Source organism: Variovorax sp. 278MFTsu5.1 (genome assembly GCF_048305045.1).
Lineage (GTDB): Bacteria > Pseudomonadota > Gammaproteobacteria > Burkholderiales > Burkholderiaceae_C > Variovorax > Variovorax guangxiensis.
Window position 1 is genome coordinate 1,495,270 of record NZ_CP157622.1, and the last position, 24,463, is coordinate 1,519,732.

A 24,463-nucleotide genomic window follows, 5' to 3' on the forward strand; every position below is an offset into this window, starting at 1 on the left:
TGCCCGCGATTGCTCACTTCTCCAGCGCACGCGGTACCACATCGACATGCGCGGCCGGCAACCCTTCACGACTGCGCGCGGCAATCTGCCTGTAGCCGTCTTCCAGGTGGCGCACGAAGCGCGGCGTGTCGAAGTAGCCGCTGCGCGTGTCCTTGGCCCGCGCGAGCCGCGAGCGCAGCGAGGCCAGCTCCTCGGGGTGCGTGGCGTAGTGGATGGCCTTGCTCACGTATTCCGCGTGGTTCGTGGCCACCAGCTCCGGCAGTCCGATGGCATGCAGCAGGCTGCCCGCCATGCGCGACACCATCGTCGTGCCCGTGAGCGCCAGCAGCGGCACGCCCGACCACAGCACGTCGTTCGCGGTGGCACCGCTGCTGTAGGGAAAGGTGTCGATGAACAGGTCGGCCAGGCCGATGCGCGCCAGGTGCTGGTCGACCGGCATGCGCGGCGACACGATCAGCCGCTGGGCCGGCAGGCCCGCCTTCTCCCATTGCGCGCGCAGGTTCTGCTCGAAGCCGTTCGGGCCCTGCGCCAGCCACAGCACCGAGTTCGGAATGCCCTGCACGATGCGCACCCATGCCTCGAAGGTCTCGGGCTGGATCTTGAACGACTGCGAGAAGTTGCACAGCACGAAGGCGTCGTCGGGCAGGCCGTGTTCGGCGCGCGTGGGCCTGTGCGGGTTGGTCGGGCGCTTGGTGTCGATGACCTGGAAGGTCTCGGGCAGGCGCAGCAGCTTCTCGGAGTAGCAATCTTCCGTGCCCGGCGGCGAGAGGAAGTTGTCGGACACCAGGTAGTCGTAGTTGGGCGTGCCGCTGGTGCCCATGTAGCCCAGCCACATGAGCTGCGCGGGTGCCGCGTGGTAGGCCATCACCTGGGGCTTGGCTCCGCGCGTGTCGCCCGAGAGGTCGACAAGGATGTCGATCTCGTCGTCGCGGATGCGCTCGGCCATCTGCTGGATCGACTGGCCCTGCATGTCGACGAAATGCTCGACCGATGAAGCGATGCGCGCCCGCGCGGGGTGGCCGTCGTCGGGGCCGTAGGAATACACGAAGACTTCGAACTCCTTGCGGTCGTGCTGGCCGTAGAGCTCGGCCGTCAGGTGCGCGACCGGGTGGTTGCGGAAGTCGAACGAGAAGTAGCCCACGCGGATGCGCGGCGAGGTGCGGCGCGCGCCAGCGTCGGCAAAGGGCCGGATGGCCGCGTTGCGGTCGGCCAGCAGGGCGGAGCGCTGCGTCCAGTTCATGAGGCGGCGCGCGTCGTCGTAGTTCGACATCAGGATGAACGACGAAACCGTCTGGTCGTTGCTCGGGTTGTCGAGCAGCGCCGCGATGCGCTCGCGCAGCTCGGGCACGCCGCTCCAGTCGGCGATGTGCGCCTTCTCGCCCAGCATCCACACCATGGCGGGCATGAAGTCGGGGTCGTCGCGCAGGCACTGCTCGAACTCCGCGATGGCTTCCTTCGACTGGCCGGCCATCACGTAGGTCACGCCCAGGTTGCAGCGCGCGAGCACCTGGCGCGGATGCACCTCGAGCGCTCGCTTCAGAACCTCGATGGCGGTGTCGAAGCGGCCTAGGCGGAAGTTCACCGTGCCCAGGTTGTTCAGCAGCAGCTCGTGCTCGGGCAGGCTTTCGAGCGCCAGCCTGTAGAGCTCGGCCGATTCGCCGAAGCGCATCGACACGCCTTCGAGCGCGCCGCACACGCCGTAGAGCGCGGCCACGCCCTCGGGGTCGGACAGCGCCTTGTGGCGCTCCTCGGCCGGCCAGTTGCGCATGGCGCGCTGCATGGGCGCGATGGCTTCCTCGATGCGGCCGCAGGCCTGCAGCGCCCTGGAGAGCATGAAGGCGGCCTCGCAGTCCAGCGGATCGGCGGCGGCCTGCTCGTACGAGCCGAGCGCGGCGGCCCAGTCCTTCTGGTGCGCGCGGATCTTGCCGATGTTCTTGTGCGCGGCGGCGTAGCCGGGGTCCAGCGCCAGAGCCTGGCTGAACTGCGCGATCGCCTCGTCGAAGCGGTCCTGCTCCATGTCGATCGCGCCGGCGTTGTTCCATGCGGCGGGTGCCTGCGGCGCGAGCCGCGTGGCCTCGGCGGCGGCCTCGCGCGCCTGGCGGAACTTCTTCTGCTGGCGGTAGACCGCCGACAGGTTCACGTAGGCCTCGGGATAGTTGGGCTGCGCCTTGATTGCGCGACGCAGATCCTGCTGCGCCTCGGCCGGCAGGCCCATGTGCATGAAGATCGTCGCGCGGGTGTTGAAGTAGAAGTGGTGCGGCGAGCGCGCGATGGCCCGGTTCACGTAGTTCAGCGCCAGCTTGGGGCGGCCTTGCCGGTACAGCGCCTCGCCGCTCAGATGCAGCGCGTCGGCATGATCGGGAAAGAGCGACAGCAGCGCTTCGTAGACCTGCAAGGCCTCGGCGAAGCGGCCCACGCGATGCAGCGCCAGTCCCTGCTCCAGGAGCTGGCCGGCGTTCGCGGCCGGAATGGAGGGAGCGGGAGCGAGAGAAGGTGGGTTCATGAATCCGCGTGATGGACGGGTCGGCACAGGAGAGGGCGGCCGCTTCGGCGCCGACCTTCGCGCGCAGCAGGGAGCCATGAAAAAGGCCGGTTACCCAGTATAGGGGCCGGCCTTTCGTTTGCATCCGCTGGCAATCCCGCGGCGCACACGCTGGCGCCACGGGAGTGCCGGGCCGGATTACCAGGACCAGGAGGCGCCGATGCCGCCGCCGACCTTGCCGCTGCTGCCGCTGCCGATGTTGACCTTGATCTGCGCGCCTTCGCCGATGCGGAAGCTGGCGGCTGCCGCGATGGCCGAGCGGCCGTCGAAGGAGCCCACGCCCACGCCGATGCCGAAGCTCTTGCCCGCTTCGAGCGCCGGCACCGAGGCCGCGGCCAGCGCGATGGCCGCGCCGGTGCTGCTGGTCTTGCGCATGTCCTGCACCTCGTTGCGGACCTGGTTCAACTGCGACATGTTCGCGGCGTCCGTCGGCAGGATGCCGGGGGCCACGTTCTGCACGCGGCCGTTGGCGACCATGCCGTTGCCCGCCGTGATGGTGCCGCCCGCGGTCACGTTGCCGGTGACGTTGACCGTGCCCGCGTTCAGCGTCGTGACGTTGCCGGTCACGGCGTTGATCGTGGTGATGTTGCCGGTCTGCGTGTTCAGCACCGTGATGTTGCCGTTGGCCGCAGTGATCGTCTGGAAGTTGCCGGTGGTGGCATTCACCGTGCTGGCGTTCACCGTCGTGGCGCTGACCGTGCCGGCGGTCAGGGCGTTGACCGTGGCGCTGGCAGCCGACAGGTTGGTGGTACTCACGTTCGTCGCGCTCAGCGTGTTGATCGTGCCGCGGCTCGCCGTCAGGTTGGTCGTGCTGACGTTGGTGGCGCTCAGCGTGTTGATCGTGCCGGCGTTGGCTGTCAGGTTGGTCGTGCTGACGTTGGTCGCGCTCAGCGTGTTGATCGTGCCGCTGTTGGCCGTCAGGTTGGTGGTGCTGACGTTGGTGGCGCTCAGCGTGTTGATCGTGCCGTTGTTGGCCGTCAGGTTGGTCGTGCTGACGTTGGTTGCGCTCAGCGTGTTGATCGTGCCGCTGTTGGCCGTCAGGTTCGTCGTGCTGACGTTGGTTGCGCTCAGCGTGTTGATCGTGCCGTTGTTGGCGGTCAGGTCCGTGGTGCTGACGTTGGTTGCGCTCAACGTGTTGATCGTGCCGTTGTTGGCGGTCAGGTCCGTGGTGCTGACGTTGGTCGCGCTCAACGTGTTGATCGTGCCGTTGTTGGCGGTCAGGTCCGTGGTGCTGACGTTGGTGGCGCTCAGCGTGTTGATCGTGCCGCTGTTGGCGGTCAGATCCGTGGTGCTGACGTTGGTCGCGCTCAGCGTGTTGATCGTGCCGTTGTTGGCGGTCAGGTCCGTGGTGCTGACGTTGGTGGCGCTCAGCGTGTTGATCGTGCCGCTGTTGGCGGTCAGGTCCGTGGTGCTGACGTTGGTGGCGCTCAGCGTGTTGATCGTGCCGTTGTTGGCGGTCAGGTCCGTGGTGCTGACATTGGTCGCGCTCAACGTATTGATCGTGCCGTTGTTGGCGGTCAAGTCCGTGGTGCTGACGTTGGTCGCGCTCAGCGTATTGATGGTGCCGTTGTTGGCGGTCAGGTCCGTGGTGCTGACGTTGGTCGCGCTCAGCGTATTGATGGTGCCGTTGCTGGCGGTCAGGTCCGTGGTGCTGACGTTGGTGGCGCTCAGCGTGTTGATGGTGCCGTTGCTGGCGGTCAGGTCCGTGGTGCTGACGTTGGTGGCGCTCAACGTGTTGATCGTGCCGTTGCTGGCGGTCAGGTCCGTGGTGCTGACGTTGGTTGCGCTCAGCGTGTTGATGGTGCCGTTGCTGGCGGTCAGGTCCGTGGTGCTGACGTTGGTGGTGCTCAACGCGTTGATCGTGCCGGCAGTGGCCGACAGATTGGACGTTGTGGTGTTTGTCGCGCTGACTGTTCCTGCGGTTAGCGAGCCGGTGCTGATGCTGGTGGATGTGAGATTCGTGATCGTACCCGTCGCTGCGGTCAGTACGTTGGCCCCAAGGTTGCCGGTGAAGGTACCGTTGGTCGCCTGAACGCCGCCCGTTGTGACGGTGCCGGTGATATTGGCATTGCCGGCTGTCAACGAAGCGATGTTCGCGCCTGCTGCGGTCACGTTTCCGGTAACGTCAACGCCGCTGGCAGTCACAGAGCCGGCTGTCAGGGAGGTTGTTGATACACCGCCGGGTGCAGCAAGCACTCCGCCATTGTTGCTGTTATTGATGACGCTACCGGCATGGACGTTCTGGCCACCAATGGTGACCTGCGCGTTTGCTACGGGCAGCGTCATTACATATCCGGCGCCTACGAGCACCGAAGCGAGAAGCTTGCTGACGCCCGGACGGCGAACAATGAAAGAGCGGACACTGGAGCGCTGGGATGTAGTCATTTGGACTTTCTTCCTTGAAGAAATCAGTTGCCATTTCTGGTCTTTCACACGCCCTCGTCGCGTGAAAGCAGGGTTGGGTTTCATCGAGTTACCCAATGCAACCGATGCTAGGAATCGAGGTCTTCGCTGAACATCACCGGTATCCGTAGTTATGGATGTATGCATGTCGACGGCGCGCCATCGACGCATGCATACATAGCCTGCAAAGCCAATGCACATGCGGGTTTGCGGCCATCGCATGAATCGCGTATTGACGTTTGGAGATGTGGTCTCGCACGCGTTTCGCGTGTCGCGGTGCTACGTAACAGGCGCGGTAACCCGCACGTAACAACGGCCTGAAAACGGCCTTCACAAGGCCTTCGCGCGAGCTCGTTCTTCAGCTCGTTTCGGGCAATTTCTTCAATGAAATCAAAGTACTACACGCGTCCTTGCGTGATGTACGCCGACGCTCGTCCGAGTGGGCATCGTTCCTGCGGTATCTGAAACGAAAGACAACATTTCGAAGCTACCCACGGGTGGCGAAAGAGCCAGAGGACGTCGCGTGATCAATTTTTTCTTGGACATCGTCAACGGCATCAGCGCATGCAGCACGGACCAGGTCCGCTGCGGCAAGGCAGGAGAAGACGCAGCAGGAGCGCGGACATGGAAATGAACATCCACTACACCTCCTCGGCCGCATCGACGCCGGTACCCACGGCAGCGCAGTTGTATGGCGGCGTCTTCCATGCCGCGCTGGTCGTCGCGGACGACGCTGCCTGCGCCGACCGCATGCGGCGCATCCTCTGCGAGCTCGCGCCGCATCGCCGCGTGGTGGTCGCATCGGGCCGGGCCGAGGCGTTCAATCTGCTGGCGGCATTGCCCTATGACCTGGTGCTGGTCGACATGCGGCTGCCGGGAAGCGACGGTGCCGCCGTTCTTCATCATGTGCGCCAGACCTATCCGCGCGTCGAGAGCATCGGCATGTCGGCGTCCGACGACCAGCAGCAGGTGAATGCCGCGATCGCGGCCGGCGCCATCGGGTATCTACTTACCGAAGCCGACGACGCGGAACTCGCCTATCTGCTGCGCTCCATCGAACGCGGAGGCTCGCCGATGGATTCGCGCATCGCGCGGCGCATCCTCGGTTCTATCGCCGCGTCCGCGAAGGCGCGCACGATCGAGGCCATCCGCGTGCAGGGCCAGCCGCCGCAACAGCAGCAGAAGCACAAACAGCAGCCGCAGGGAGAAGCTCCCGATTCCAGGCTTCCGCAGGGCCTGCTGTCGCCGCGCGAACTCAAGGTGCTGCGCCTGATCGCGCAGGGCTGGAGCAACCGGCAGATCGCCGAAGCGGTGTACCTGTCGGTCAATACCATCGAGTTCCACGCGAAGAGCATCTATCGCAAGCTCTCGGTCAAGTCGCGGACCCAGGCGGTCCACGAGGCGATGCAGCACGGACTGCTGAACTGAAGTCCCCGCGGCGACAGTCTTCGTCGCCCTGTGCAGCCCCTGGCGGGCGGCCGCGGACGCGGCGCGCCCCGCCCGCGGCCGCCGGCCATGCGCATGGCGGCCATTGAATATCCTTACAGCGCCCCGCTACAATCGCGGGTTGACTCCTGCTCCAGCGAAGAAGACAAGAGGATCCCCATGAGTGACATGACCTCCGGCTCGCACCGGATCGACACCAGCAAGCGCACGTGGTTGATTGCATCCAGCTGCGCTGGCGTGGCGGGCGGCGTGGCCACCGCCATCCCCTTTGTTAGCACTTTCCAGCCTTCCGAGAAGGCCAAGGCTGCGGGTGCTGCGGTCGAGGTCGATATCTCGGGCCTCAAGGTCGGCGAGAAGATCACCGTCGAATGGCGGGGCAAGCCGGTCTGGATCCTCAAGCGCTCCCCCGAGCAGGTCGCGGAACTCCCCAAGCTCGACGGCCAGCTGGCCGATCCCCTCTCCAAGCGTCACCCCGACGAATTCACCCCCAAGTACGCACAGAACGAGCACCGCTCCATCAAGCCCGACGTGCTCGTCGTGGTCGGCATCTGCACCCACCTGGGTTGCTCGCCGACCGACCGCTTCCAGGCCGGTCCGCAGCCTTCGCTGCCGAACGACTGGGAAGGCGGCTTCCTCTGCCCTTGCCACGGTTCCACTTTCGACCTGGCCGGCCGGGTCTTCAAGAACAAGCCTGCGCCCGACAACCTGCCGGTGCCGCCGCACATGTACCTGTCGGACACCAAGCTCCTGATCGGTGAAGACTCCAAGAAGGCCTGAGGCGGAAGAAGAACATGGCTGAATTCCACGAGATTTCCCCCAACGCACCCGCCGGCGCCAAGCTGCTGAACTGGGTCGACAACCGTTTCCCGCTGAGCAAGCTGTGGAACGACCAGTGGGGCAAGTACTACGCGCCGAAGAACTTCAACTTCTGGTACATCTTCGGCTCGCTGGCGATGCTGGTGCTGGTGATCCAGATCGTCACCGGCATCTTTCTCGTCATGCACTACAAGCCCGACGCGAACCAGGCGTTCGCATCGGTCGAGTACATCATGCGCGACGTGCCGTGGGGCTGGCTGATCCGCTACATCCACTCGACGGGCGCCTCGGCGTTCTTCATCGTGGTGTACCTGCACATGTTCCGCGGCCTCATGTACGGCAGCTACCGCAAGCCGCGCGAGCTGATCTGGGTGTTCGGCTGCGCGATCTTCCTGTGCCTGATGGCCGAGGCCTTCATGGGCTACCTGCTGCCCTGGGGCCAGATGTCCTACTGGGGCGCCCAGGTGATCGTGAACCTGTTCGCCGCCATTCCCTTCGTCGGCCCCGACCTGGCCCTGCTGATCCGCGGCGACTACGTGGTGAGCGACGCCACGCTGAACCGCTTCTTCAGCTTCCACGTGATCGCCGTGCCTCTGGTGCTGCTCGGCCTGGTGGTGGCCCACCTGATCGCGCTGCACGAAGTGGGTTCGAACAACCCCGACGGCATCGAGATCAAGGCCAACCGCGGCCCCGACGGCCATCCGCTGGACGGTATTCCGTCGCATCCGTACTACACCGTGCACGACATCTTCGGCGTGGTGGTGTTCCTCACGATCTTCTCGGCGGTGATCTTCTTCGCTCCCGAGGCGGGCGGCTACTTCCTCGAATACAACAACTTCATCCCGGCCGACTCGCTGAAGACGCCGAACCACATCGCCCCGGTGTGGTACTTCACGCCGTTCTATTCGATGCTGCGCGCGACCACCGACGACATGGTCAACGTGTTCTCGCTGATCATCGCCGCTGCCGCCATCTGGAACTTCGTCAAGGGCAAGTCGGGCATGGGCCTGAAGATCGCGGGCATCGTCGTCGCGGCTGTGGTGATCTTCCTGCTCAAGACCTTCGACGCCAAGTTCTGGGGCGTGGTCGTCATGGGCGGCTCGGTCATCATCCTGTTCTTCCTGCCGTGGCTCGACCACAGCGAAGTCAAGTCGATCCGCTACCGTCCGGGCTGGCACAAGTATGTGTACGGCCTCTTCGTTTTCTTCTTCCTGATCCTGGGCTACCTGGGCATCCAGCCTCCCGGCGTCTGGGGCGAGCTGGCCATCGGTTCGTTCAAGCTGGACATCGCGCAGACCATCTCGCAGATCGGCACGCTCGTGTACTTCGGCTTCTTCCTGCTGATGCCGTGGTGGAGCCGCAAGGGCGAATTCAAGACCGTGCCCGAGCGCGTGGTCTTCGCCGCCCATTGATGAGAACCAGAAGCCAAGAGAGCTGAGAGAAACACGATGAAGAAAAGCATTTCCGGCTGGCTCGCGGTCCTGGGTCTCGCGCTGGGCCTGACCTTCTCCGCGGCGGCATCGGCCGAGTCCGGGGGCATCGCGTGGGACAAGGCGCCCAACAAGACGAACGACGTGAGCGCGCTGCAGAACGGCGCCAAGCTCTTCGTCAACTACTGCCTGAACTGCCACTCGGCCGCCTTCATGCGCTACAACCGCCTGCAGGACATCGGCATCACCGAGCAGCAGATCAAGGACAACCTTCTGTTCACGACCGACAAGGTCGGCGAGACCATGAAGGCCAACATCGACGCGCGCCAGGCCAAGGACTGGTTCGGCACCACGCCGCCCGACCTGACGCTGGTCGCGCGCTCGCGCGCCGGCCACGGCGGCACTGGCGCCGACTATCTCTATACCTACCTGCGCACCTACTACCGCGACGAAACCAAGGCCACCGGCTGGAACAACCTCCTGTTCCCGAGCGTCGCCATGCCGAACCCCCTGTGGGAACTGCAGGGCGAGCGCCGCCCGGTCTACACCAAGGTCGAACAGCACGGCCACGAAACCGAAGTGTTCAAGGGCTGGGAGCAAGTCACTCCCGGCACCATGACGCCCGTGCAATTCGACAATGCGGTCGGCGACCTGGTGAGTTACCTGCAATGGATGGCTGAACCGGCTCAGAACACCCGCGTGCGCATCGGCGTGTGGGTGCTGCTGTTCCTGGCCATGTCGGTGGTATTCGTGTGGCGGCTGAACGCCTCGTACTGGAAAGACGTCAAGTAGTTCCGTGCACGCCGACCGGATACCTTCGGGCATCCGGTCCCACAGAGTGGGTTGCCAACGCGACCCACTCTTTTTGATTTTTAGGAGTCTCTCGCCATGATGGTCTTGTATTCAGGAACGACCTGCCCCTTTTCCCACCGCTGCCGCTTCGTGTTGTTCGAAAAGGGCATGGACTTCGAGATCCGCGACGTCGATCTCTACAACAAGCCCGAAGACATCAGCGTGATGAACCCGTACGGCCAGGTGCCGATCCTGGTCGAGCGCGACCTGATCCTGTACGAGTCGAACATCATCAACGAGTACATCGACGAGCGCTTCCCGCACCCCCAGCTGATGCCCGGCGACCCGGTCGACCGCGCCCGCGTGCGCCTGTTCCTGCTCAACTTCGAGAAGGAACTGTTCGTGCACGTCTCCACCCTCGAGAACCGCACCACCAAGGGCAACGAGAAGGCGCTCGAAAAGGCCCGCTCGCACATCCGCGACCGCCTCACGCAGCTGGCGCCCGTGTTCCTCAAGAACAAGTACATGCTGGGCGACAACTTCTCGATGCTCGACGTAGCCATCGCTCCGCTGCTGTGGCGCCTCGACTACTACGGCATCGACCTCAGCAAGAACGCCGCGCCGCTGCTGAAGTACGCCGAACGCATCTTCTCGCGCCCGGCCTACATCGAAGCACTGACCCCGTCCGAAAAGGTCATGCGAAAGTAATTAAGATCGCCCCCAGGCTTCGCGCACTTCGTGTCGCTTCGCCAACGCCCTTCCGGGGGCAACACCTGCGGCCCGGCAGAGCCGGTTCCGCGGTGTTCCGCGAAGAGACGGCGGCCTGTCCGAGGCTGCGATTTCGCGATTGCACGGTACCAATTTCATGATCAACGCGCTCGAGTCGTCCTCCACCCGCCCGTACCTCATCCGGGCGCTGTACGAATGGTGCACCGACAACGGCTTCACGCCCTACGTCGCGGTGCAGGTCGACGAAACCGTGCAGGTCCCGCGCGAGTACGTGAAGAACGGCGAGATCGTGCTCAACATCAGCTTCGACGCGACCAGTTCGCTCAAGCTCGGCAACGACTTCATCGAGTTCAAGGCCCGCTTCGCGGGCACCGCGCGTGAAATCAGCGTGCCGGTGGGGCGCGTGATCGCGATCTACGCGCGCGAGAACGGGCAGGGCATGGCGTTTCCCGCGCCGGCTCCGGCCGTTTCGTCGGATGGCAACGTCGATGCTCCGATGCCCGTTCAGGCACCTGCGCGAGCGCCGCTGCGCGATGCTTCGCGCGGCAGTGGCTCCGAAGGCGATGCCGGCAAGATCGTCCACCTGGTGACGGGCGAAGACGGCAGCGAGACAGTCGATGCCGGCGCGCCCACCGACCCAGTCGACGAACCGCCGCGCCCGCCGTCGGGTGGCGGCACCCGGCCGTCGCTCAAGCGCATCAAGTAGGCGGTCGCGAATGGCGCCTGGCGGGACCAGTCGGTACCGCCACTAGAATCACGCATTGGAATTCAGCCGCTTTAGCTCAATTGGTAGAGCACCCGCCTTGTAAGCGGAAGGTCGTCAGTTCGATTCCGACAAGCGGCACCAAGCAAGAAACCCCTGAGTCCTGAACAGCTCAGGGGTTTTCTTATTCATGCAGAGGCCGACTGCGCCACCCCCTGCATAGCCAACCCCAGCATCGCCAGTTGCCCCACCAGCGCCAGCCGCTGCGCCGAGCGCACGTTCTCGAGCACCGTTCCCAGCAGCGCAGCGCTGCGCCCCAGTCCGGCCTGCTTCAGCCGCAGCACCTGCGCCTGCGCCCGCGACAGCGCGCCGCCGCTCTGGTGCCGCAGGCCCTGGCGCAGCCACAGGGCCAGCAGTTCCAGCGTGTCGCCGGCCAGCGCGTTCAGCGCGGGCGTCTCCTCGATGTCGCTTTGCAGGCCCAGCGGCTGCGGTGCGGCGGTTTCGACCTGGAGCACCACGGCGCGCTGGTCGGTGAGCACGGTCAGCGGCTGCATGACAGCCTGGCCGCCCTGCAGGTGCACGGTGCCCGCCACCGCGCGCAATGCACCGTGCTCGCCGGCCAGGGTGCGGGCCAGGGCGTCGACGGCACCGGGGGTCACCGAGCGATGTGGCAACGCCAGGTGCAGCCACGATGCGTTGTCGTCCGCCGTGTCCTCCTCATCTTCCGTTTCCGACGCCTGCCCCAGCCGCGCATGAAGCACCTGCGCCGCGGCGTCCCAATGGCATGACGCCACTTCCATGCGCTCGAAGGCCACCACGTGCAACTGGCCGGATGCGCCGGCCGAAGCGCCGCTCGCGGCCTGCCTGGGCTTCACGAAATCCGGCTGCGCCTCGCGCAGGTGCGCCACCAGCGCGGCCACGCTGTGCTGCCGCAGCGGCGCGACGAGGTCGTCCCACGACTTGGGCGACAGCGGCAGCACGCCGGTCTGCCGGGCGCCGGCGGTGATGTCTACCAGCCCGTTCGCGCGCCGGGTGGCGGTCTTGGTGATGACCTGTCCGCTCGCCAGTTGCCGCAGCGGAAAGCCCGCGACGCGCCGGTTCATGAGGCTGGGCGGCGCGCCGCCGGCGGCGGCGTCCGCCGTGCGTGACCACTGGCGCTCCAGCACGGTCACGTTCTGGGTGTCGGGGTCGGCAAAGAGGATGCTCGCGCCTTCGGCCGTCTCGTCGGACCAGAGCTCGGCGCCGAGCGATACCAGCCGCAGATGGTCGAGCGCGACTTCGCCTTTCACACCGATGCCGAGGATCTGGCTGGCCGGCAGCGCGGGCCGGGCAGAAGAGCCATCCGGCGGATGGCCCGCGTGCGCCGCCGCCCGCAGCCGCGCCCACAGCTCGGTCGTCACGCGCAGCAGCCGCAGCGGCTCGAAGCGGCTGCTGCGCGCCTGTTGCGCCTGCAGGAGCTGCCAGAGTTCGTCGAGCGCGTCGTCCACCCAGCTCCAGCCCAGCGTGCGTGCCTGTTCGCGCACGGCCTCGAAGCGGGCGGCCAGCGCCATCGCGGGTTGGCTCGATCCGTCGAGCCAGAGCGACAGCAGCAGGGCGTCGATGCCCGAGCGCAGCGCGACGGCCGTCTCGCCCTGCATCACGGAGGGCGCCGGCGATGCAGCCGAATCCTCTTCGGACGACGCGGCCGGCTGCACCTCGACCATCACCTCCGCCGAGCCCGGCTCCAGCGCTCCGGCCTGCCGGAACGCCCACAGCGCGATCACCACGTGCGCGCAGCCGCCGCCCTGCTTGCAGTCGCAGCGCGCATGAACCAGCGAACTGCGCGAGAAGAAACGCACGCTGCACATCGGCAGGCGCGCCACCGGCGGGGCGCTCGCGCTGCGCCAGGCCTGCACGCCGACCACGGGGCGCGCGGTGGCGAGCTTGACGGCCTGGTCGAGCACCGAGGGCGCGAAGCTCGCGGCCAGCGCGGCATCGTCGAACTGCGCGGGGCTCCAGGCGGCGTCGGGCTCGGGCGGTGAAGTTTCGACGGACGCGATCGATGCATCGCCCGTCGCGGGCGCCGCTTTCGCCAGCGCCTGATAGGCCAGCACCAGCATCACCCTGTGCCTGCACATGCCGCTGGCAGGGCAGCTGCACTGCGCGTCGCGCAGCGTGCGCCCCGGCGGCAGGCTGGTGCGCACGCCGTCGTCGAACTGCGCCTGCACTGTGCCGTCGGCGCCGGTCTCGAGCTTGGGCAGCAGCCCGGCCGCCACGTCCTTCTGCGCGCGCTTGACGAAGCCGGCGTTGGCCAGCGCCGTCAGCGCCTCTGGCGTGAGTTCGAGCAGGTCGGCCCTCGATGCGATGTCGCTGCTCATCCCTGCACCTTCTCGGCCAGCCAGCCGGCGAGCTGGCCCGGCGTCATCGCGCCGACCTGCGCGCCTTCACGCACCAGCCGCGCCGCCATCTCGCGGTCGTAGTTGGGCTCGGCGCTCGAGTCGAGCGCGGCCAGCCCCAGCACCTTGGCGCCGGATTCCACCAGCGCCTTCACGCGCCGCACCAGTTCGTATTCGCTGCCGCCCTCGTAGAAATCGCTCACCAGCACCACGATGCTCTTCGAGGGGTTGGCGACCAGCGACTGCGCGTAGGCCACCGCCTTCGCGATGTCGGTGCCTCCGCCGAGCTGCACCTTCATCAGCAACTCCACCGGATCGGAGACGTCGGCGGTCAGGTCGACCACCGCCGTATCGAAGGCAACGAGCCGCGTGCGCATGCCGGGCAGCTGCCACAGGCAGGCGGCCATCACCGCGCTGTGGATCACCGAGTCGACCATCGAGCCGCTCTGGTCGATCAGCAGCACGATGTCCCATGGTTCCGCATGCCGCCTGGTGCGGCTGATGAACACAGGCCGCTCCACGTAGAGCTTGCGGCGCTGCGGGTCGTAGCGGTGCAGGTTGGCGGCCAGCGTCTGCCGGAAGTCGAAGTTGCGCGCCACCTTCATGCGCGAGCGGCGGCGCCTGTCGCGGCTGCCGCTGAAGGCCTGGCGCACTTCGGTGGCGAGCTTCTCCATGATGCGCCGCACCACCTCGGCCACCAGCTTGCGCGCGGCCGCCAGCACCTCGGGGTTCATCAGGTGCTTGGTGTGCAGCACCGCGCGCAGCAGCGATTCAGAGGGCTCGATGCGCTCCAGCACTTCGAGGTTGGTCACCACCTCGTCGATGCCGTAGCGCTCGACGGCGTCCTGCTCCAAGCGCTCGATCACTTCCTTCGGAAAGAGCGTGTGGATGGTGTTGATCCAGTCGGGCGTGCTCAGCGACGACGGGCCCAGGCCCGCGCTGCGTTCGCCGCGGCTTTCGCGGTCGGTGTCGCGGCCGTAGAGCCAGTCGAGCGCGGCGTCGGCGGCCTGCGCCTCGGCGCTCAGTCCGCCGCAGGCCGATTCGGCCGGATCGCCCAGCAGCAGGCGCCAGCGCTGCAGCGGATCGGGAATGTCGAGGCTCATGGGCGAGGGGCTTTCTCGGTGTCTTTTTCTTCTTCGTCGTCCAGCGTCACGCCCCAGGCGGCCAGGCGCGCGAACACCGCGTCTTCCACCCGGCGGGCTTCGGCCAGTTGCTCGGGCGGTGCCTCGCCGCTGCGGTGGGCGGTGAGGGTGCGGCGCGACAGGTGCGTGGCGTCGTGCAGCGCCAGCACCTGGTCGGCGAGCAGGCCGCGCTCCTGCGGCGGCAGCCAGGCGAAGGCGGCGCGCAGGCTGGGCATGGCACGCACGAAGTCGGCGTTGTCCAGGGCCTGCACGGTGCGGTCCATGCCGGCGACGAAGGCGGGCTCCGAAGCGAGTTGCTCGCGCGCGAGCGCCAGCAGACCGGTGAGTGCATCGCCGAGCACCGGCGCGGGCAGCGACTGCAGCAGCTGCATCGCCTCGGCCGCGCCGCTCTCGCCCTGCGCATGCGGGTCGTCGGTGCGGCCTGCCAGGCTCAGCGTCGCTCCCAGCGCGGCGCCTCGGCTCAGGGGGGAAGCGGCGGGGTCGGCGGCCTTGCGCTGCCACACTGCGAGCGCGCGGGCCGGCTCCAGGTCGAGCAGTGGCTGGGCGTCCGAAGAATGATCCTGCGCATGCGCCAGCACGTCGGCCACGATGCGGCGCAGTGCCAGATGCCCTTCGAGGTGCGACTGCATATCGGCCGGCGCGATGGCCGCGGGCGGTTCCAGCAGCCACAGCGCGCGGTCGAAGCCCGACTCGATCACCACGCGCAGCACCGGCGCGTCGGCCATGCCCAGCATCTGGCCGTGGCGCAGCAGCGTGTGCAGCACCGACAGGGCAGGGCCCAGCGCCTCGAAGCGCGGCTCGGCGGCGATCGCGCCGCGCAGCTCGCGCAGCAGCGTGTCGCTCAGCGCGGAAAGCCCCGCCCACGCGGCCTGGTTGAGGCCCTCGGCCAGCGGGCCGATGCGGCCCTGGGCCTGACGCAGGTCGTCCTCGAGCCGGGCGCGCGCCGCATCGTGCAGGCTCGCGCCCCAGGCGCCGGCCTCGATCAGCGCCGCCTGCTGCTCCAGCGGCTCCGAGAGCGACCACAGCTCGGTGCGCTCGCCCGACATCGCGAGCTTCGGCCCCTGCGTGCGCCGCACGCCGGGCAGCCGCAGGATCGCGAGGCGATGCAGAACGCGGCTCCTCGCGCGGTCGGTTTCGGTGAGCAGATCGAGCTTGAGCTGGCCGCGCAGCGCGATGCCGTGCGCGCCGAGCTCGGCCTGCACGGCGGCCACCAGCGGCGGCTGCGGCGTACCGGGCGCGAGGCGGCCGACGATGTCGCCGGCCAGCACGTCCATGGCCTGCACCAGCACGGGGTCGGTGCCGGGACGCATCTTGCCGCGATAGGTCCAGGGCAGCGGCGCATCTAGCGCGTCCTTGACCAGCGCGCCGGCCAGCGCGTCGAGCCAGTCGGAGCGCAGTGGCTTGTCGTGTCCGCGCAGCCGCGCGAGCCCCTGGGCGCGCAGGTGCACGGCCATCAGGTCGGCGGTGGAGGCAGGCAGCTTCTTGTCGCGCAGGCGCTGCATCACCAGCTGCAGCGCGCGGTGCGCGGCGCCCTCGGGGCCGTGGTCCCACACCCACTGGTAGTAGGCGGGCGACGGCATGCCCGAGGCATAGCCCGCGAAGGCGTCGAGGCGCTTGAAGGTGTAGGGCACGAGGTAGGAGCCGAAGCGCAGCGGGGCCTGCGGACTGGCTGGCTGGACTGGTTGTGCCTCGTCTTCATCCTCGTCGGTGGTCTCCGGCGAAGGCTGCGGCGTCTCAGGAAGCGTGGCGGGCAGGCCCTGCCACAGCCGCGCGAGCGCCGGCGCGTGATAGCCGCCGCACACCACCAGCGCCTGCGCGCGGCCGGGTTCGCCCGGCTGCGCCATCGCCCATGCGATCCAGCGCGCCATCATGTCCTCGCGCGCCTGGTTGCCCTGCGAGCCGGGGTCCTGGCCGCGCAGGTGGTCGAAGTAGGTGGAAAGGCGCTGCGCGAGTTCGGCCACGTCGCAGCCGTCCTCGAACAGGTGGTCCCACAGCGCGTCGCGGCCCTGCACCGAGAGCTTCTCGGTCAGCGCGCGTTCATACGCTTCGGCGCGCTCCTCGTGCTCGTGGTCGGCCACGTCGGCATAGCGGTTCTCCATGCGCGAGAAGGCGTCGTGCCAGGCCGGCAGGTCGATGAAGCGCACGGCGCAGCCCACCTCGCGCGCCACCTGCAGCGCCTGCCACTCGGGGGAGTGCTCGGCGAACGGCGACCACGAGCCGCGGTGCGTGCGGTCGCTCGACAGATAGCTGTAGATCGCCACCGGTGGGCTGTGCGGCAGGTACAGCTCGTCGAGCCGCTCGTTGAAGTCGGCCGGACCTTCGATGAGCACGTACATGGGGCGCAGCGTGCGGATGCGCTCGGCCACCAGCCGCGCGCAGGCCGGGCTGTGATGGCGCACGCCGACGATGTGGGGCTGTGCCATCAGGGGAGGCGGTGGCGGGCTTCGTAATACGCGCGCCAATGGGTGCCGCTTCGCTTTGCGGCCTTCTGCTCGAAGTAGCGCCGCAGCTTCGCACGGTCATCCGCGTTGTCCTTCACCACCGTGCCGGCGATGCAGTCGACCAGGTCGGCCGGCGAGCCCTCGCGCTGTTCGAGGAACCATGCGCGCACGCCCACCGCGTGCGCCACGTTCACCGCCTCGGCGGTGGACATCACGGCGGTGAGCCGGTCCATGGCTGCATCGCTGCCGCCATTGCCGCCATCGCCCTTCGCGGGCGCGCCGCGCAGGTCGCGGAAGGTGGACACCAGCAGCTCCAGCACGGGCGCGGGCACCGTCTTCGGTATGCCGCTCTGCGCGAGCAGCCGAGCCGACGACTCCTGCACCAGCGCCAGTTCGCGGTCGAAGTCGAGGATGGGGAACACGGTCTCGAAGTCGAAGCGCCGTTTCAGCGCCGCACTCATCTCGTTCACGCCGCGGTCGCGCGTGTTGGCGGTGGCGATGATGTTGAAGCCCTCGCGCGCATACAGCATGCCGTGCTCGCCCGAGAGCTCGGGCACCGCCATCACGCGGTCGGAGAGCATGCCCAGCAGGCAGTCCTGCACCTCCAGCGGCGCGCGCGTGATTTCCTCGAAGCGCACCACCTGGCCCTGCTGCATGCCCAGGTACAGCGGCGCCGGCACCATCGCGCGCGGGCTCGGCCCCTCGTTGATGAGCAGCGCGTAATTCCAGCCGTACTTGATCTGGTCCTCGGTGATCGAGGCGCCGCCCTGGATGGTGAGCGTCGAGATGCCCGAGATGGCGGTGGCCAGCAGCTCCGACAGCATCGACTTCGCCGTGCCCGGCTCGCCCACCAGCATCAGCCCGCGCCCGGTGGCCAGCGTGACCAGCATGCGCTCGATGCTGGCCACGGGCGCGACGATCTTCGGCGCGATGTCGAGCGCCGCGTCGCCCAGGATGAACGAGCGCGCGGCCTTCAGGCTCAGCGCCCAGCCCGGCGGGCGCGGGTCCTTGTCCTGCGCGCGCAGGCGGGCGAGCTGGTCGGCGTAGAGGATTTCCGCCGGCGGGCGCTGCAGCGCGGCGGAAGCGGAGGTGTCTTTGGATGTCTTGCTTGCGGTGGCCATCTGGTCGTTCAGGCGCGAAGGCCCTCCATGTCACGAATGAGTTCGCTCGCCGAGATCGGATCGAGCCGGTCGAGCGTCTCCGCGTTCTGCATGTTGCCCCAGCCCGAAGGCTTGCCGACCTGCACTTCGCCGAGTTCCTGCTCGGGGTACTCGTCGACCATGCCGACGATGATGCCCGGGTCGAGGTACAGCTCGATCACGCGGTCGGTGCCCAGCGGCTTGGTGAAGTACCAGATGCCGCCGCCGTCCTGCGCCTCGCCGCGGCGCCAGCCTTTGTTGACCAGGCCGAGCACGCGGCCGGTGGGCACCTTGGCCTTCTTCCAGCGTTCGAGCTTGTTGCTGCCCTTTTCTTCGTCGGTGAGCGTGTAGACGTCGCGGCCGATCTGCGCGAAGGGCTGCAGCAGCTCGTAGTCGGCGAACACCTGGCCGAAGGCGGCTGCGTCGGCCGCCGAGAGGTCCAGCGCGTGCGGCACGCCGATGCGGATGTTCTCGCCGGTGGGCAGCTCGAACGCGTCGTCCTCGGCCGTGGTGTAGCTGCCATCCTCCGCCACGCGGAAGCAGGCCTTGAGCGTGCCGCCGTAGCTGCCGCCGCCGGCCACTTCGTACACGCCCCAGATCAGGCGCTGCACCAGGTGGCGCACCAGCGGATGCTCGACCAGGAAGGTGCGGAACACGTCGGGCGTCCAGCGGCGGCGGGTGCACATGGCGACTTCAAGGCGCAGCAGCTGCTGGCTCGCGATGGTGCGCGCGTCCTTCTTGAGAAGCTTGAAGCGCTCCACGGCTTCCTTGCCGAGCTCTGCGTCGTCGGTCTTCTTGGGCTTGGGCAGGTCGGGCAGGCGGGCGCCGGCCACGCCGTCGGCGCCGATCTCGCGCACGTAGGGCTTGAGCGTCTCGTCGAAGCCCACCTTGAAGGCGCGCGGGCCGAAATCGAGCTGCATGGTGCCCTGCTCGTCGAGGCCGAGGTCGGGCGCGAGCCGGTCCTCGAGTTCCTCGGTGCTCAGGCCGCGCGCCTCTGCGATGGCGTCGATCTTCTCGCGCGCCTTGTCCTGCAGGCCCTTGAACTTGACCTTCTGCGCGATGCCGTTGAGCAGCATCAGCGCCACGTCGCTGCCGATGTTGGCGAGCACGTCCAGGCCGGTGACGGCGCGCGCGTGCGCGGCCTCGCCGGGCCAGGCGCGTATGAAGGGCGTGAGCCTGCGCGCGGTGTCGTCGTTGCCCAGGTGGCCCAGGCTGGTGAGGGCCCAGCCTTCCTTGCTCGGGCCGCTGGCCTCCAGCCAGGCGGTGAAGGCGTCCCAGGCGAAGTCGGCGAGCGAGGCGGCGTCGCAGGCTTCCTTGACCACGGCGATGCCTCCGTAGACCTCTTCGTTGGTCGGGAAGGTGAGCATCTGGCCCAGGTGCTCCAGCGCCTCATCGGGCAGCGCCTTGCCGTTCTTGAGCACCGGGCGGCGCCAGCCGCGCGGCTGCCAGAACTCGGGCAGCTTCGCGCGCTTGGTGGGGAAGCGGTCGAGCGGGCTCTCGTCGAGCACGGCGCGCAGCGCCTCCACCACCTCGGGCCTGCCATAGCGGCCTGCCACTTCGAGCAGCAGCGCCTCGTGGCCGTTGGCATGCAGCAGGCGAAGCGCCGAGCCGGCACAGTCGCGTGCCTCGCCGGCCTTGCCCAGCGCGGGCGCGATCAGCCCGCAGGCGGCGTGCTCCGGGAACTTCAGCAGCCATTCGCGCCCGGTGGCGCGCAGCGTCTTGAGCTTGGCGAAGGCGCGCGCGGCGGGCAGCGCGAGTTCGGGCGCGCCGTAATAGAGCGCGAAGGACAGGTTCTCGCCCGGCTTGGCGCGCACCATCGACAGCAGGCCCGGCAGCACCGCCAGGCCGTGCGTCGCGAGGATGCGGCCGATGCCGTAGTCCTCGGCCTCGCCGGCGATCGCGTTCCAGAAGGGCACGCCGACGGCGGGCGGCAGCATCGCCGCGTAGTCCGACTGGAAGCGGAACCAGTAGTAGCGCTCCTTCTTGCGCTCGACCACCATCGCGCGCCAGCTGGCGATGAGCGCGTCGGCATCGCCGGCGGCGACCGCGGCCACGGCCGCTTCGTTCAGGCCGCGCAGCGGCTGCTTGCTGCGGTCGAAGCCCAGCTCCTCGAGCAGCACGCGCACGTCCTGCTGCGCGCTCGAATGGCGGCTCTTCTGCCACGAATTGGCGCTCAGCGCGTTCGCGCGCGCCGCCTCGTCCCAGCGCTCCACGGGCGCGAGCGCCAGCGGCTCCAGCACCAGCGCGCCTGCCGCCTTCTTCTGCACCTTGGCGAGCCACGGCGGCGCGGCCAGCACGCCCGGCAGCTCGTCGGCGCCGGCCACTTCGGCGGGGCCGGCCAGCAGCGCGAGCTGGCGGTCGATGACGGCCTGCGCGCCGGCATCGAGCCAGGGCCGCAGGGCGTCGATCGAGCCCGCGTGCGCGCGCAGCAGGCGCGTGAGGCTGGGCGTGACGAGGTTGGCGTCCTTGCCGCCGGCGGCCACCAGCCGCGACAGCGCCACCAGCGCCGCCTGCGGCCAGCGGTCGACCGAGAGCGCCAGACGCGCGAGCGCCGCCTTGGAACTGCCCGCCACGCGCGCCAGCGCCTGCACCGCCTCGGGCGTGCCGATGGCGGCGAGCCCGTCGCCGGCCTCGTCGCTGGCCGCGCCACGCTCCAGCCCTTCGACCGCATCGATGCCGCGTTCCTGGATCAGCGTGGCGACCATGTTGTCGTGGCCCCAGAAGCCGGTGGAGTAGCCCACGCGCGTCTTCGCGGCCAGCGCGATCGCGGCGGGCTCGGTGGCGGTGAGCGCCAGCCAGTGCAGCGTCTCGGGCGTGTCTTTTTCGGCCGCGAGCGAGTGCGCCAGCGCGTTCGAGATTTCGGGTGCATCGGGCAGCAGCATCGCGATGATCGGCCGGCGGCTCGCGTGCAGCTGCGGCAGGGCCGCCTCGATCCGGTCGCGGGCTTCCTGCCAGGCCTCCTGCGGGGCCGCGGCCAGATGGCGCCGCATGGCCTGCTCGCCCTGGCCCAGCGGGCCGCGCCAGCCGTTGCTCATCGGGCGGGTCACGGCGCTGGTGAAGCGGCTCTTGCGGGTCTTGGTGCTGTGGCTGTAATCGGTCTCGACCTGCACGCGCTGCGCGTCGAGCATGACGCCGGTGGCATCGGCCAGGCCGTACTGCGCGACCAGGTAGTCGACGATGGCCTCGGCCGGCTCGCTCTCGCCGTAGTAGCCGGAGGTGCTCAGCGCGAGCGCGAGCATCAGCGCGTCGGCTTCGGTGTCGGGGCCGGGCGCCGAGCCGGCGGCCGGCGCGCCCACGCGCTCGACCACGCGCTGCGCCGCGGGGCGCAGCGCCGCGTCGGTGCCGTCGAGGTCGATCGAGCCTTCCAGCTTGCGCTGCGCCAGGAACCACGCGGCCGTCACGCCACGGCTTTCCACCGGCTGCGGAAAGCGGCGCGATGCGAAGGCCACGCGCCGCATCTCGGGCGTGAAGCGCACCGGCGTGCCGGCGGCCAGCCAGGGCGGGGTGTCGGTGCCGGCTGCCGCATCGGAGGAGGGCAGGGCGGCCGGTGCCCCGGTGCCGCCGGATGCGGCCGCTGCTGCGAGCTGGCGGGCGATTTCCCTGGCGCGCTTGCCCGGCGTGGCGGTGGTGCCCCAGCCGGAGAGCAGGCCCTGGTCCTTCAGCCGCTTGAACGCGAGCGCCGCGCCCTGTTCGCTCACGCCGTGCTGGCGCTTGAGCACCGCCGCCGAGATGGCATCCGTCGGCTTGAGCTGGTCGGCCTCCAGTTGTGCACGCACGGCTTCGAAGGCACGGTCGGCCTGCGCGTCGATGCTCTCGGTGGGGGCTGCCGCCACCGGCTCCTGCGCTGCCGCCGCTGCTGGCGCTGCCGCTTCCGCCTTCGGCGCCGCCTCGGCCTTGGGCTTCGCCTCGGTCTTGCCGATGGCCGCGTCTGCGGCCACGCCGACTTCGCTGTAGCCCTTGCCGGTCTTCTCGTTCACCAGCTTGGTCAGCGCGGTTGCCGCCTTGGCGGCGTCGGCGAACGACTTGGTCTGGCTCTGGCCCGCGGTGCCGATGCGGCCCCAGCGGATGTTGAGCTCGGTGTCTGCCTGCTCGATCTCCCAGAATTTGCTGGCGGTTCCCTCGATCAGTTCAAAACGGCGCATGGAAAAAACGTCCTCCTGTGAATCGATGAAGAGCGGTCGGAGACGGCGGCCCCGGGCCCTTGTTGCCGGGCGCGCGGGCAGTTCCTTCCGCTGGGTCGCCGCCGAGGATAAGGGGCCGGCGTGAAGGCCCGGCCGCCGCGTGGTGCCTGTCGGCAAGAAGATTTCGCTTTCCGCACCGGCCGGTGCGTGGCGGTTACGAAGAAACTATTCAGGAGGCGCGCCCGAGCTCGTTCGCGAAGACATAGGCAGGACCCATGCGCTGCCGGTTGCAGTGCGCCAGCGCGCGTTCGGCCGCTTCCAGCAGGCCGGCGAGCGTGTCGCCGTCGCCGGGGTGGCAGGCGATGCCCATGCTGATTTCACCGCCCGCAAGCAGCCGGCCCTCGTGGGCCACCGGCCTCGCGCCGGCTGTCTCGATGCGGATCGCCATCTCGGCGAGCTTCTGCCGCGGCGGCATGCCGACCAGCAGGATCGCGAAGCTGTCGGGGCCGAGCCGGGCCACCATGTCGTCCGCGCGCACCTGCTCGCGCAGGCGCTGCGCGATGGCGGCCAGCACCGCGTCGCCGCCCGCCTGCCCATGCCGTTCGTACACGGCGTCGAAGCCGTTCAGGCCGATCAGCATCAGCGAGAAGCTGCGGCCCTCGCGCAGCCATTCCTCGCCGCGCAGCTCGAAGCCTGCTTCGCTGGCGGCGCCGGTGAGCGCGTCGATGCCGGGAGCGGCCATCAGGGCCTGTGCGCGTGCCTCCAGCGCCCTTTCATCGCGGATGCGCGCGGCGGCGGCCAGGGCCAGCAGCGCGAGTTCGGCGATCACCGCGGCCTGCGCAAGGCTCGCGTGGCCCGGCGTCCACGGCTGCGCGCCCCAGGCGGGGAGATGCGCGGCCGAGACGCCTGCAAGCATCAGCACCGCGCCCACGCAGAAGAGCAATGCGGGCCATGGCATGCGGCGGCGCACCGTCAGCGCGCCAACCGCGAGGAGCACGGTGGAGGCCGCCACCAGCGCCTGCAGCACGCGCAATATCCAGGGCAGGCGGGTGTCGATGGCGGCATGAATCGTCGCCACGGCCAGCGCGGCGAGCAGCCCGAGCGCGATGCGATCCAGGCGCGGCGCAAGCCGGTTCAGCCGCAGCAGCTGCCGCGCGAACGCCACCCGGCAGGCGGCCCACAGCGTCAGCGCCGACGCGGCCCAGTGCGCGAGGGAACTGCCGGGTGCGATGCGGTCCAGCCCCGCGAAGCCCGCCAGCGCAAAGCCGCAGGCCAGCACGTACCAGCCATGCATGCGCGTGTTGCCGGACACCAGCAGCAGCACGAGGCCGCAGACCATGAGGCCGGCCAGCAGGCCGAGGCTCATGCCGGTTTGCATGGGCGATGGTGGTTGGCTGCAACGGGGCGAGGGCTGGGCGGCATCCGGTCGGCTTCAGGCAGAAAGTCGGAAGAAAGTCGCCGATCGTAGCCGGGGCCGGCAGCGCCCGCGCAAGCCCTGCGCGCGGGCACGCAGGAAAGGGAGTCAGCTCAGACGAAGGGCCGGGCGTGCTGCTGTTGCTGCTGGTGCACTTCGCCACTGCCGGGTTCGGCGATCCGCCGGTGCTGTTCGGCGAGGCGCGGCGCCGGCATCACGCGCGACAGCGCCACCTGCATCTTGTTGCGCCAGCCGGCGATCACGCCGCTTTCGCCGCGCATCATCGCGTCGAAACCGATGCGCGCTACCTCGGCCGGGTCGGCCTTGTCGCTCTGCCGGCCGACGCGCGTGTCGAGCATGTCGGCGCGCGCGAAGAAGTGGGTGTCGGTCACGCCCGGCATCAGGCAGGTGACCGACACGCCCGTGCCCTTGAGCTCGTTGCGCAGCGCCATCGCGAAGGAATCGATGAAGGCCTTGCTGCCGTTGTAGACCGCCTGGAAGCTGCCCGGCTGGAAACCCGCGATGGAACCGGTGATGAGGATGCGGCCCCAGCCCGCTTCGCGCATCCCACGGCCCACGCATTGCACGAGGTAGATGGTGCCGGTGATATTGGTGTTGATGACGTGCTGCACGTCATGGAAATCCTGGTCCAGGAAGCCGTGGCCCAGCCCGTGCCCGGCGTTGGCGAACAGCGCGTCCACGCGGCGGCCTTCGGTGGCGGCCAGCAGCGTATCCACGCCGTCGCGGGTGGCGAAGTCGGCGCGCACCGAGAACACGTTGGCCCCGAGCATGCGCAGCTCGGTCTCGGCCTGCGACAGCGGCTCGTCGGCGCCGATCAGAAGGTCGTAGCCCCTGCGCGCCGCGAGCAGCGCGAGCTGGAAGCCGATGCCGGAGGAGGCCCCGGTCACCACGGCAAGGGGGCGGGTGTCGAGGCGAGGCGGCGGCCGGGTGTCTGTGGTCTGCATGTCGT

Annotated in this window: 16 protein-coding genes and 1 tRNA gene; 8 read left to right on the forward strand and 9 right to left on the reverse strand. The window is 68.6% G+C overall.

What is annotated here, in order from left to right; genetic code table 11:
- Nucleotides 1-13 precede the first annotated feature (13 nt).
- Together ABL844_RS06550 and ABL844_RS06555 are read right to left on the reverse strand one after the other, a co-directional pair.
- Entirely contained in the window at nt 14-2,503 is a 2,490-nt protein-coding gene (locus tag ABL844_RS06550) for a tetratricopeptide repeat protein (RefSeq protein ID WP_418130804.1), read from the reverse strand.
- Nucleotides 2,504-2,680: 177 nt separating this feature from the next.
- The gene (locus tag ABL844_RS06555; protein ID WP_418130805.1) at nt 2,681-4,393 is read right to left on the reverse strand and encodes a YadA-like family protein; all 1,713 of its coding nucleotides are present in this window, start codon (nt 4,391-4,393) and stop codon (nt 2,681-2,683) included.
- On the opposite strand from ABL844_RS06555, the gene ABL844_RS06560 reads away from it, so the two are divergent.
- The 8 genes from ABL844_RS06560 (at nt 4,368) to ABL844_RS06595 (ending at nt 11,005) form a co-directional block, all read left to right on the forward strand.
- The gene (locus ABL844_RS06560; protein WP_418130806.1) at nt 4,368-4,574 is read left to right on the forward strand and encodes a hypothetical protein; all 207 of its coding nucleotides are present in this window, start codon (nt 4,368-4,370) and stop codon (nt 4,572-4,574) included. The genes ABL844_RS06555 and ABL844_RS06560 overlap by 26 nt on opposite strands.
- A 995-nt stretch (nt 4,575-5,569) precedes the next feature.
- Nucleotides 5,570-6,373, forward strand: a complete 804-nt coding sequence (locus tag ABL844_RS06565) for a response regulator transcription factor (protein WP_369659429.1) — start codon at nt 5,570-5,572, stop codon at nt 6,371-6,373.
- A 177-nt stretch (nt 6,374-6,550) separates the two neighbouring features.
- Entirely contained in the window at nt 6,551-7,168 is a 618-nt protein-coding gene (petA, locus tag ABL844_RS06570; RefSeq protein ID WP_126023027.1) for a ubiquinol-cytochrome c reductase iron-sulfur subunit, read from the forward strand.
- Between the two features lie 14 nt (nt 7,169-7,182).
- Nucleotides 7,183-8,619, forward strand: a complete 1,437-nt coding sequence (locus tag ABL844_RS06575; protein ID WP_126023028.1) for a cytochrome b — start codon at nt 7,183-7,185, stop codon at nt 8,617-8,619.
- Nucleotides 8,620-8,655: 36 nt separating this feature from the next.
- Nucleotides 8,656-9,429 (forward strand): cytochrome c1, encoded by a 774-nt coding sequence (locus ABL844_RS06580; protein WP_019654379.1) that lies wholly within the window; start codon nt 8,656-8,658, stop codon nt 9,427-9,429.
- Between the two features lie 96 nt (nt 9,430-9,525).
- Nucleotides 9,526-10,137, forward strand: a complete 612-nt coding sequence (locus ABL844_RS06585; RefSeq protein WP_007835362.1) for a glutathione S-transferase N-terminal domain-containing protein — start codon at nt 9,526-9,528, stop codon at nt 10,135-10,137.
- Between the two features lie 157 nt (nt 10,138-10,294).
- Nucleotides 10,295-10,864: a ClpXP protease specificity-enhancing factor gene (locus tag ABL844_RS06590; protein WP_418130807.1), complete on the forward strand. Its 570-nt coding sequence runs from the start codon at nt 10,295-10,297 to the stop codon at nt 10,862-10,864.
- Nucleotides 10,865-10,929: 65 nt separating this feature from the next.
- Nucleotides 10,930-11,005: transfer RNA gene (locus ABL844_RS06595), tRNA-Thr, on the forward strand.
- A gap of 44 nt (nt 11,006-11,049) precedes the next feature.
- On the opposite strand, the gene ABL844_RS06600 is transcribed toward ABL844_RS06595, so the two are convergent.
- From ABL844_RS06600 to ABL844_RS06630, 7 genes are all read right to left on the reverse strand, one after another.
- Complete coding sequence (locus ABL844_RS06600) at nt 11,050-13,218, reverse strand: SWIM zinc finger family protein (protein WP_418130808.1); 2,169 nt, start codon at nt 13,216-13,218, stop codon at nt 11,050-11,052.
- Nucleotides 13,215-14,339 (reverse strand): VWA domain-containing protein, encoded by a 1,125-nt coding sequence (locus ABL844_RS06605; protein ID WP_418130809.1) that lies wholly within the window; start codon nt 14,337-14,339, stop codon nt 13,215-13,217. The genes ABL844_RS06600 and ABL844_RS06605 overlap by 4 nt, the downstream gene beginning before the upstream one ends.
- Nucleotides 14,336-16,801, reverse strand: coding sequence for a DUF5682 family protein (locus ABL844_RS06610; protein WP_418130810.1), 2,466 nt, complete (start codon nt 16,799-16,801; stop codon nt 14,336-14,338). Before ABL844_RS06610 ends, ABL844_RS06605 begins: the two co-directional genes overlap by 4 nt.
- Nucleotides 16,801-17,940: an ATP-binding protein gene (locus ABL844_RS06615; protein ID WP_418119367.1), complete on the reverse strand. Its 1,140-nt coding sequence runs from the start codon at nt 17,938-17,940 to the stop codon at nt 16,801-16,803. The genes ABL844_RS06610 and ABL844_RS06615 overlap by 1 nt, the downstream gene beginning before the upstream one ends.
- Nucleotides 17,941-17,948: 8 nt before the next feature.
- Nucleotides 17,949-22,100: a DUF4132 domain-containing protein gene (locus ABL844_RS06620; protein WP_418130811.1), complete on the reverse strand. Its 4,152-nt coding sequence runs from the start codon at nt 22,098-22,100 to the stop codon at nt 17,949-17,951.
- 208 nt (nt 22,101-22,308) lie between these two features.
- Nucleotides 22,309-23,457, reverse strand: a complete 1,149-nt coding sequence (locus ABL844_RS06625; RefSeq protein WP_418130812.1) for a diguanylate cyclase domain-containing protein — start codon at nt 23,455-23,457, stop codon at nt 22,309-22,311.
- A 149-nt stretch (nt 23,458-23,606) separates the two neighbouring features.
- Nucleotides 23,607-24,458 (reverse strand): SDR family NAD(P)-dependent oxidoreductase, encoded by an 852-nt coding sequence (locus tag ABL844_RS06630; RefSeq protein WP_418120443.1) that lies wholly within the window; start codon nt 24,456-24,458, stop codon nt 23,607-23,609.
- Between the last annotated feature and the right edge of the window lie 5 nt (nt 24,459-24,463).

What these genes read in the sequence shown, in the direction of transcription:
- ABL844_RS06550 (WP_418130804.1), bottom strand. Translation starts at nt 2,503, where the DNA reads ATGAACCCACCTTCTCTCGCTCCCGCTCCCTCCATTCCGGCCGCGAAC.
- ABL844_RS06590 (WP_418130807.1), top strand. Translation starts at nt 10,295, where the DNA reads ATGATCAACGCGCTCGAGTCGTCCTCCACCCGCCCGTACCTCATCCGG.
- ABL844_RS06620 (WP_418130811.1), bottom strand. Translation starts at nt 22,100, where the DNA reads ATGCGCCGTTTTGAACTGATCGAGGGAACCGCCAGCAAATTCTGGGAG.
- ABL844_RS06575 (WP_126023028.1), top strand. Translation starts at nt 7,183, where the DNA reads ATGGCTGAATTCCACGAGATTTCCCCCAACGCACCCGCCGGCGCCAAG.
- ABL844_RS06625 (WP_418130812.1), bottom strand. Translation starts at nt 23,457, where the DNA reads ATGCAAACCGGCATGAGCCTCGGCCTGCTGGCCGGCCTCATGGTCTGC.
- ABL844_RS06605 (WP_418130809.1), bottom strand. Translation starts at nt 14,339, where the DNA reads ATGAGCCTCGACATTCCCGATCCGCTGCAGCGCTGGCGCCTGCTGCTG.
- ABL844_RS06610 (WP_418130810.1), bottom strand. Translation starts at nt 16,801, where the DNA reads ATGGCACAGCCCCACATCGTCGGCGTGCGCCATCACAGCCCGGCCTGC.
- ABL844_RS06630 (WP_418120443.1), bottom strand. Translation starts at nt 24,458, where the DNA reads ATGCAGACCACAGACACCCGGCCGCCGCCTCGCCTCGACACCCGCCCC.
- ABL844_RS06565 (WP_369659429.1), top strand. Translation starts at nt 5,570, where the DNA reads ATGGAAATGAACATCCACTACACCTCCTCGGCCGCATCGACGCCGGTA.
- ABL844_RS06580 (WP_019654379.1), top strand. Translation starts at nt 8,656, where the DNA reads ATGAAGAAAAGCATTTCCGGCTGGCTCGCGGTCCTGGGTCTCGCGCTG.
- ABL844_RS06615 (WP_418119367.1), bottom strand. Translation starts at nt 17,940, where the DNA reads ATGGCCACCGCAAGCAAGACATCCAAAGACACCTCCGCTTCCGCCGCG.
- petA (WP_126023027.1), top strand. Translation starts at nt 6,551, where the DNA reads ATGAGTGACATGACCTCCGGCTCGCACCGGATCGACACCAGCAAGCGC.
- ABL844_RS06600 (WP_418130808.1), bottom strand. Translation starts at nt 13,218, where the DNA reads ATGAGCAGCGACATCGCATCGAGGGCCGACCTGCTCGAACTCACGCCA.
- ABL844_RS06585 (WP_007835362.1), top strand. Translation starts at nt 9,526, where the DNA reads ATGATGGTCTTGTATTCAGGAACGACCTGCCCCTTTTCCCACCGCTGC.